The sequence below is a fragment of the Nostocoides sp. genome (genome assembly GCF_035343835.1).
Lineage (GTDB): Bacteria > Actinomycetota > Actinomycetes > Actinomycetales > Dermatophilaceae > Nostocoides_A > Nostocoides_A vanveenii.
The window spans coordinates 1-8229 of the sequence record NZ_DAOQZV010000101.1; the positions used below are offsets into that span (position 1 = coordinate 1).

Annotated in this window: 8 protein-coding genes; 6 read left to right on the plus strand and 2 right to left on the minus strand. The window is 69.3% G+C overall.

Annotation, left to right across the window (positions count from 1 at the left end; translation table 11 throughout):
- From PKH97_RS08830 to PKH97_RS08855, 6 genes are all read left to right on the plus strand, one after another.
- On the plus strand, nt 1-502 hold a 502-nt coding region (locus PKH97_RS08830; RefSeq protein ID WP_324387040.1), incomplete at its 5' end, for a hypothetical protein.
- Nucleotides 472-2334: an SMP-30/gluconolactonase/LRE family protein gene (locus PKH97_RS08835; RefSeq protein ID WP_324387041.1), complete on the plus strand. Its 1863-nt coding sequence runs from the start codon at nt 472-474 to the stop codon at nt 2332-2334. The genes PKH97_RS08830 and PKH97_RS08835, both read left to right, overlap by 31 nt.
- 73 nt (nt 2335-2407) lie before the next feature.
- Nucleotides 2408-3271: an SMP-30/gluconolactonase/LRE family protein gene (locus PKH97_RS08840; RefSeq protein ID WP_324387042.1), complete on the plus strand. Its 864-nt coding sequence runs from the start codon at nt 2408-2410 to the stop codon at nt 3269-3271.
- An 8-nt stretch (nt 3272-3279) separates the two neighbouring features.
- On the plus strand, nt 3280-3732 hold the full coding sequence (locus tag PKH97_RS08845; RefSeq protein ID WP_324387043.1) for a rhodanese-like domain-containing protein: 453 nt from the start codon (nt 3280-3282) through the stop codon (nt 3730-3732).
- Between the two features lie 45 nt (nt 3733-3777).
- The gene (locus PKH97_RS08850) at nt 3778-6093 is read left to right on the plus strand and encodes a cell wall-binding repeat-containing protein (protein WP_324387044.1); all 2316 of its coding nucleotides are present in this window, start codon (nt 3778-3780) and stop codon (nt 6091-6093) included.
- A gap of 176 nt (nt 6094-6269) precedes the next feature.
- Complete coding sequence (locus PKH97_RS08855) at nt 6270-7112, plus strand: hypothetical protein (RefSeq protein ID WP_324387045.1); 843 nt, start codon at nt 6270-6272, stop codon at nt 7110-7112.
- Between the two features lie 23 nt (nt 7113-7135).
- Here PKH97_RS08855 and PKH97_RS08860 read toward each other — a convergent pair whose 3' ends face one another.
- Both PKH97_RS08860 and PKH97_RS08865 read right to left on the minus strand, forming a co-directional pair.
- Entirely contained in the window at nt 7136-8023 is an 888-nt protein-coding gene (locus PKH97_RS08860; protein ID WP_324387046.1) for an ERCC4 domain-containing protein, read from the minus strand.
- Between the two features lie 5 nt (nt 8024-8028).
- On the minus strand, nt 8029-8229 hold a 201-nt coding region (locus PKH97_RS08865), incomplete at its 5' end, for a hypothetical protein (RefSeq protein ID WP_324387047.1).

Below are 8229 nucleotides of genomic sequence, written 5' to 3' on the forward strand. Positions count from 1 at the left end.
GCTGGCGCGCGGCGTCCAGCGCGCCGACGCGGCGCTCGCGACGACGACGCGGGGGCGATGGGCCGCGGATCTGTTGGGGACTCGCACGGGTGGCGTGCGCGATCTCGAACACGGCAATGTCGTCGCCGCGGACTGGTCGGGCCGGCCGCCCGACGGGGGCGACCATCGCACCCATCCAGCTGCCCGCGCGCAAGTCCGTCACCATGCGGTCGTGGCCGTGGCTCCAGGATTCTCGGGCGCGTTCGGTGCGCGCGTGGGCGATCTGGTGGTTCCCGTCGCATCTGCCGAACACGTCGAGATGCATTCCGTCGCAAGTCGATTCGCGGGCGAACAGGTGGAAATGGTGCGCGGTGTGACACACCTCGGCCTGGTCAACGACGAAAGGGTGTATGCCGCACTCACTCGGTGGTTGTCGGCGCCCTGTGCCATCCTTGACGGCGCACCACAACCGCCTGGGGAGGCACCACCGCCATGCACACACCACGACGACGCACGCTCCTGACCGCCTCAGCGGCGACCCTGCTCGCGGGTAACGCGGCATCGCTCGCGACGGCCGCGGAGGGTGCGGCACCCGCCCGGGCGGGTGGGCCGGAATACCAGGGACAGGTGATGGGCGGCGCGTTCGCGGACATGTATCCCGTGGATATCGCGAGCACCGGCTCCTACTACTACGTCATCGATCCGGGCAACTACCAGATCGAACGCGTCGTCCGGTCGAGCGGCACGATCGACAAGCGCACCCCGCGCGGCGGTGGCGCGGGCACCGACGAACTCGCCGCCGCGCGAGCGCTCGCGGTCGACAGCGCCGGCAGCGTCTATGTCGCCGACACCCCGAACAACCGGGTCGTGACGTATGACGCGGGGCTGGCGCGCACCGGCGGCTGGGGGAAGAAGGGCAGTGGCGTCGGCGACTTCACCGCCATCTACGGCGTGGCGATCGGGCCGGGGCTGACGACCACCGGTGCGTCCGCGGAGGTGGTCTACACCATCGACGGCGACCGGGTGCAGCGCTTCACCCGGGACGGCAAGGACCCCAAGGTCTTCGCGACCGGCTTCAACCAGCCCCGGCAGATCGAGGTCAACAAGGCCAGTGGCGATGTCTATGTCGTCAATGCACGGGACCGCAAGATCGTCGGCTTCGACAAATTCGGCGTCAAGAAGTTCGAGTTCGGCAATGGTGTCGGGTCCGGTCCGGGTCAGTTCCAGGGCGATCCGCGCGGGATCACGGCCACGGCGACCGGGTCGCTGATCTTCGTCACCGACGACGGCAATCGGCGCGTGCAGGTCTGGGGGCGTGGCTCCGACGGCACGTACACCTATCGCTACGCGATCGGGTCGCCGACGACCACGGTCTTCACCGATCCGCGTGGGCTGGACATGACCCCCGACGGGAAGCTCGTCGTCACCGACGAGTGGGACTACTCCCTCAAGGAGTTCACGGTCACCTCGACGAGCTCGAAGCAGACGCGGCGGCTCTTCGGGCACGCGGCCGGCCTACCCGGGGCCAACTGCCCGCGCGGCCTCGCGGCCGACAAGACCGGGCATCTGTTCACCAGTGACTGGTGGAATCAACGCATCGTGCGCACCAGCCTCACCGGCGCCAGCGCGATGTCCTGGGGCAAGCGGGGCACGCGCAATGATCCCGGATCGCTGAACTTCGCGTGGGGCGTGGCGGTCCAGCCGAGCACCGGGCGGGTCTTCGTCGCCAACCGGGAGTCGCACGAGATCACCGTCTTTGACAATGCGGCGGGCAACCACAAGTGGCTGACGAAGTGGGGTTCGCGCGGCTCGGTGTCCGCGGGGACGCAGATGACCTTCCCGCAGGGGCTGAGTTTTGCACCGGACGGGACCTTGTATGTCGTCGACACCGGCAACGGCCGGGTCAAGCAGTTCCGGGTCGATGCGGCCGGCAATGGTGCGTGGGTGCGGACGATCGGCAATGGCGTCGGCGCCGCGGTCGGGCAGTTCAACATGCCGACGGGGATCTCGGTCGGTGCCGACGGCGCGGTCTGGGTGGCCGACACCCGCAACAGCCGGGTCCAGGTCTTCCGGGGTGGAGCGTGGACCGCTTATGGCACGCCCTCGGGGTCGACCAAAGCTTTCAATGTGCCCTGGGGCGTGACCGTGGCGCCCGACGGCTATGTCTGGGTGGCCGACACCGGCCGCAAGCGTCTGGTGCGCATGAGCGCGACGGGTGCCTTCAGCTATGAGGTGACCGGGGCGTCCGCGGGGACCGCCGACTTCGGTGGGCCCTTCCAGGTGCTCTTCACCTCTGCGACGACGATGTATGTCTCCGACACCTGGGGCAACCGGGTGATCAAACTCGGCTGGTAGCCCGGTCGCCTGAGGGTTGTCGGTGGCGCCTACTACGGTGAGGAACGGTACCGGAATGGCAAAGGAGTCATCGATGACCACGGCAGCGGTGTTGGCAACGGGCTTGGCGTTCGGCGAGGGGCCGAGATGGCGTGACGGGCGGCTGTGGTTCAGCGACTTCTACCGGCACGCGGTTTTCACCCTCGACATGGACGGCGTGGAGGCCAAGGTCGTCGATGTGCCGGGTCAACCATCGGGGTTGGGGTGGCTGCCCGACGGGCGCCTGCTCGTCGTCAGCATGCTGGATAAGAAGGTCATGCGGCTGGAGCCCGACGGCGCGCTCGTCGAGCACGCCGACCTGACGGAGTTGGCCGACTTCCACGCCAACGACCTGATCACCGATAACTTAGGCCGGTCGTTCGTCGGCAACTTCGGTTATGACCTGCACCACGACATGGCCGAGCGCGATGTGCCGACGATCCTGGGTGACGAGTCTGCCGGGTCGACGACGCTCGCGCGGGTCGAGGCCGACGGCTCGGTGCACGTGGCCGCCGAGCACGTCCGCTTCCCCAACGGCATGGCGCTGATCGACGACGGTCGCACGCTGATCCTCGCCGAGACCTTGCGCTTGCAGTTGACCGCCTTCGACGTCGCGTCGGATGGGACGTTGAGCAACCGGCGCGTATGGGCCTCGACCGCTCCGCAGATGGTCGCGCCGGATGGCATCTGCGCCGACCCTGAGGGCGGCATCTGGGTCGCCGCCGCGCTGGGCAACGCCGTCGTGCGCTATGCCGAGGGCGGCGAGGTCACCGGCCAGGTCGAGACCAGCCAGATCGCGTATGCCTGCGCCCTCGGCGGCCCTGACGGCCGGACCCTCTTCGCCATGACCGCGCCCTCGAGCGAGCCGTCCGTCGTGGACGGTCACCGGTTGGGATGCATCGAGATCGCCACCGTCTAGGAGGATAGATGAGCAGTCGCAAACCCGGCGAACCGCTCGCGCGCAATGCGGCGAGTCTGGTCGCCGAAGCCGATGCCAAAGTCGAGACGCTGGCCCTCGCGGATGCCGTGGGCCTGCTCGATGACCCGGGCGTCCTTTTCGTCGACATCCGCGACCCGCGCGAGCGGGAGCGACTCGGCACCATCCCGGGGGCGCTGTCGGCGCCCCGCGGGATGCTGGAGTTCTGGGTCGACCCCGAGTCGCCGTATTACAAGCCTGAGCTCGACGACGGGCGCCGACTGGTGCTCTATTGCGGTTCGGCCTGGCGCTCGGCGCTGGCGACCGCAACGCTGACCGAGATGGGTCGCGAGGACGTCACCCACCTCGCTGGCGGGTTCAGCGCCTGGCAGGCGGCCGGTCACCCGCTCGAGGCAGTCGGGCGGCGAGAGGCAGCCAACCGGCCACCCGCGCCCGGCGTCTAGGGTTTCGAGAGCCCGCTGGGCCCGCCACACAAAGGAGCAGGGGAAATGCGCGCGCGAGTTCGTTCGGTCTGGCTGGCAATTGTCGGGGTCGCCGCCCTTCTGGTGGGGGGTGCCGCGCCGGGCTTCACGGCCGCTCCGCCCACGGCATCCGGGGCGTCGAATGCCCGGCAGGAGGTGCCTGCGCGGCTGGTCCGGTTGACCGGGGACCCGGCGCCCGGTGTCAAAGGCGAGGCTGCTCGCGGGCGGCCGGACACGGCATACGTGCTCGTGGGTGGGCAACGCATCCCCGTGGCATTGACGCTGATCCGCGGCGTGCCGACCGGGGCCGTCCTGGCGCGGTTGTCCGCGCCCGTGGGTGGTGACGATGCGGCGATCGGCGCTGCTCTGGCCCGCGGCGCGGTCGCGGTGGTCGCCGTGCGGATCGACCCGGCGCAACGCCACGGGACGGACCTCGGCGAGCACGAGGTGCTGGTCGTCCCGGTCTACTGGGAGTCATCGACCACCGACGCGGGGGAGTTGGCCCGCAGCTTCGGGGCGATGGCGGACTACTACAAACGCAACACGAACGCCAAGATCTCCCTGGCGACTGCGACGATCATGGCGCCGCAGAAGATCACACTGACGACGACGCAAAGGGACGAGTGCGACTACACCGCGATCGAGTCGAAGGTGCGCACTATCACCGGCACCACGCCGCGCGATCGCTTCCACCACATCGTCGCGGTGATGGAGAATCTCCCGTCCTGCTGGTGGGGTGGGCTTGCGACCCTCGGCCCCTCCGCCACCGGCGACGGATTCATCTGGGTCAACGGCTATCCACTCGCCTCGTTGCTGGCCCACGAAATGGGTCACAACTTGGACCTGACGCACAGCGGCGCGCTTTGGTGCTTCGACTCGCGGGGCAAGCGGGTCCCGCTGTCCGACACTTGCCGGAACACGACCTATGACGATGCCTGGGATGTCATGGGTAATCAGCCGTACGGTTTCGGGGCGATCAGCGCGTCCAACCTCGACCGGCTCGGCGTCTTGGGCGTAGGCGATCGTGTCGTGGTCCCGGGCAGCGCGACTGTGACCCTCAAGCCGCTCGAGGGCGGCGTGGGGCTGCGATCAGTGGCGTTCATCGACGGTAACGCCCGCTACGAGATCGAGTACCGGATCGCCGCCGGCGACGACCGGTATATCGACGACGCCACGTATGTCGACGGCTCAGGTGTCCGTCGGACCCGACCGGGTGGAGGGGTGATCATCCGGCGTTACAGCATGGGCTGGGATAACGACGATCAGGAGTTCGACGTGGTCGACTTCCATCCGCTCGCCACTGGGGAGACCTACGACCGACACCCCGGTCTCGAGGCCGGTGAGTCCTTCACGTGGCCGGGTTCGCGGCGCGCGATCCGCGTGGAGTCGACGTCGTCCGCTGGCGCAGTCATCACCATCTCGCGTCCACATGGCGATGTCGTGCGGTGGTATGGCGCGGACCGCTACAGCACCTCACTGACCATTGCGCAGAACGCCTTCGGCGGCAGCGGAAGCGACCTATTCCTCGCAAGCGGCAACGTCTTCACCGACGCGTTGAGCGGGGCCGGTGTGGCCGGCCGGGCGGGCAGCCCCCTCTTGCTCACTCCGCGCGACGACCTACCCATCGACATGCTCCAGGTCGTCTTCGACATGAAGCCGCCGCTGGCCACCATCCTCGGTGGGCCGGCGAGCGTCGGAACCTGGGCCGAATCGCTCCTGGAGATTCACGTGGCGAAGGTCCGCCGCCTCGCTGGAGCCGACCGCTACGACGCGAGCGCGGCCATCTCGCAGGCAAGCTTCACCCCGGGCGTCGACGTCGCCTATGTCGCCTCCGGTCTCGTCTTTCCCGATGCTCTCTCGGGGGCTCCGGTCTCGGGTCTCCGGGGTGGTCCCATGTTGCTGACCCGTCCCGATGCGCTCCCGGATGCCATCGCGAGCGAGTTGCGCCGGGTGCAGCCGAAATCCGTTGTGGTGCTGGGCGGGCCCGCATCGATCAACGACGCGGTGCTGGGCCAGATCGCGGCAGCTGCGGGGGTGACGCCATCACGGATCAGCGGCGCCGACCGCTACGAGGTCTCGGCCGCCGTCTCCGCGGCGAACTTCCCCGCAGGCACCGACACCGTTTTCATCGCCTCGGGCGCGATCTTCACCGACGCTCTCTCGGGTGCACCGGCCGCTGTCGTGCACAAGGGCCCGATGCTGCTGGTCACCAGCAGCCGGATCCCGGACGCCATCCGCGCCGAGCTGACGCGCCTGAAGCCACGCACCATCGTCATCCTCGGCGGACCCAATAGCGTCGGCTCCGGCGTGGCGACGGCCCTTCAGGCCTACCTGCGCTCGTGAGCGTTCGCACGGCGGCGGGCCCCGGGTCTGTTCGCCGAGCGTGTCAGCCTCGTGAGGTAGGCGGCCCGGTTGTGAACCGCATCACATTCGGGGCGATCGGGTAACGATTTCATCACGCACGGCGTCGATATTGAGACCGCCGCTCCGACCTTCGAAACCGATCTCTGAACTCTTCTATGCCTGATGCCACCGACACCCTGATCCGACCCCAAGGCAACGACGCCGCTTCCGACTCCGACACTCCCGACAAGACTCCCGGCTATCTCGGCCTGTCCTTGACCCAGATCCTTGGCGGTGCGCTGGCCGCCGTCAGCGCTGCCGCCCTCGGTGCGCGGCTCGGCCTGGCCGGAACCCTGAGCGGCGCGGCGATCGGCAGCATGGTCTCCGCCGTCGCCGCGGCGGCCTACACCGAGTCGCTGCGGCGCACTCGCACGGTGATCCGCACCCGCACGCTCACCGCGGTCGCCGGTGCGCGAACCGTCGCTGTGGTCGCCGATGCCGAAACGGACGAGGACGGATCGCCGCTCCTGACGCGCGCGAGCGACCGAGAATGGCGCCCGACCCGCGCCGGCGACCGGGCGCTCGGACGACGGATCGCGCTCGGCGCGGCGGCCCTCTTCGCCGGCGTGTTAGTGCTGATCACCGGCATCGAGCTAGGGATGGGCCGCGCCCTGGACGGTCAGTCCGGGACCACGGTGCGCCAAGTGGTGGAGAAGGCCGGCACCGGCAAGGCCGGGAGTACGAAGCCCGTCGTGCCCTCCTCGTCCTCGACCTCGGACTCGCCGGCGAGCAGCCCTTCGGACTCGCCGACCAGCCAGACTCCGGGGACCTCGACGGACACCCCGACCACGTCAACCGATACGCCGACGACCTCGACGGACACGCCGACGACGTCCACCGAGGCGCCCAGCACGCCGACCGACCCGGGCACCCCGGATGCCACGGGCACCGACGCCGCCACACCCAATGTCGAGGGCGGCCTCGACCCCCTCTCGGACCCCTCGCCCGCGCTTCCGTAGCCCTTGGTCCTCGGCGGGCGGGTTTACTCGGACTCGCCGGGAGCCACGCGCAGCTGGTCAGACGCCAAACCGTCGCCCAGGACCGACGGGTCCGCAGCCCAGCGCAGACTGGCCCCGCCGCTGTGGCGGGCATCGGCCAAGGCGGCACCCAGGAAGCGGTAGGTCCACTCCTGCGCCAACGCCCGGGTTTCGGCAAAGATGACCGGCACGCTCGGGAAGTGCACCTGGCACTCGGCGAGCATCTCGGCGACAAGCGCCGGCCGGACGTGGGTCAGCTTGAAGATCTGCGAATACCGGTCCTCGACCACCACCGCGGCGTGCGGCACGGTCACCAGCTCGCTCAGCACCGCCCGCAGCTGGCCACTGCTGAGGCTCCTGACCAGGTCGTCGACACCTTTACGCTCGACGACCGCGACCAGTTCGCTGTCCAGTTCCACGCCATAGTCGCCGACGCGCAAGGCCCGCTTGACGACGCTCGCCTGCTGATGGCTGAATTTCCACCCATACCGCTCGCGGCTATCGACGACGATCTCCAGATCGCCTAGGCCGGACGCCCGCGCGGTCGGCAGGTCCACCGCGGGCTTGGCCGTCTTAGTGGTCCGCGGCGATTGCCAAAACACCATTTCGCGCCCGCGCGCCCGCGCGATCACGAACTGTGAGCGGTTCTCCCGCGACCGCTCCAGCACCAGATCGATCGAGGCGCCCCGCCGCACGCAGGAGCGCACGGGGAGCGCCTCGATGATCTCGGCGTCCGGCGGCCAGTCATCCCCGCCGCGGAAACAGAACACCTTGCTCGTCCGGGGCCACGTCTCCCGGGCCCGCAAGACGATGCCGTCGCCCAGGGGGATCCGCAGCAGGTAGGGCAGCGAGGACTCGGTGTCCGGGTTGCGCGCGATGAGGAAGTCGGCCAACTCGCTCAGCCGGACGTGGGGGGCGTGCCCGTCCCGCTGCCCGACCCGGGCGGTGGTGGCGGCGTGCCGTACCCGGACGGCGGGGGTGGAGGCGCGGTGGGGTAGTTCGCCGGAGGCGGCGGGGTGCCGTAGAGGGGCGGACCGGCATACGGCTGGCTGGCATCACTCGACTGCCCGTATGACTGCTGCCCCCCGTAGGTCTGCTG

Excerpts from the sequence above, each read along its gene's own strand:
- PKH97_RS08835 (WP_324387041.1), top strand. The coding sequence starts at position 472 with ATGCACACACCACGACGACGCACGCTCCTGACCGCCTCAGCGGCGACC.
- PKH97_RS08840 (WP_324387042.1), top strand. The coding sequence starts at position 2,408 with ATGACCACGGCAGCGGTGTTGGCAACGGGCTTGGCGTTCGGCGAGGGG.
- PKH97_RS08845 (WP_324387043.1), top strand. The coding sequence starts at position 3,280 with ATGAGCAGTCGCAAACCCGGCGAACCGCTCGCGCGCAATGCGGCGAGT.
- PKH97_RS08850 (WP_324387044.1), top strand. The coding sequence starts at position 3,778 with ATGCGCGCGCGAGTTCGTTCGGTCTGGCTGGCAATTGTCGGGGTCGCC.
- PKH97_RS08855 (WP_324387045.1), top strand. The coding sequence starts at position 6,270 with ATGCCTGATGCCACCGACACCCTGATCCGACCCCAAGGCAACGACGCC.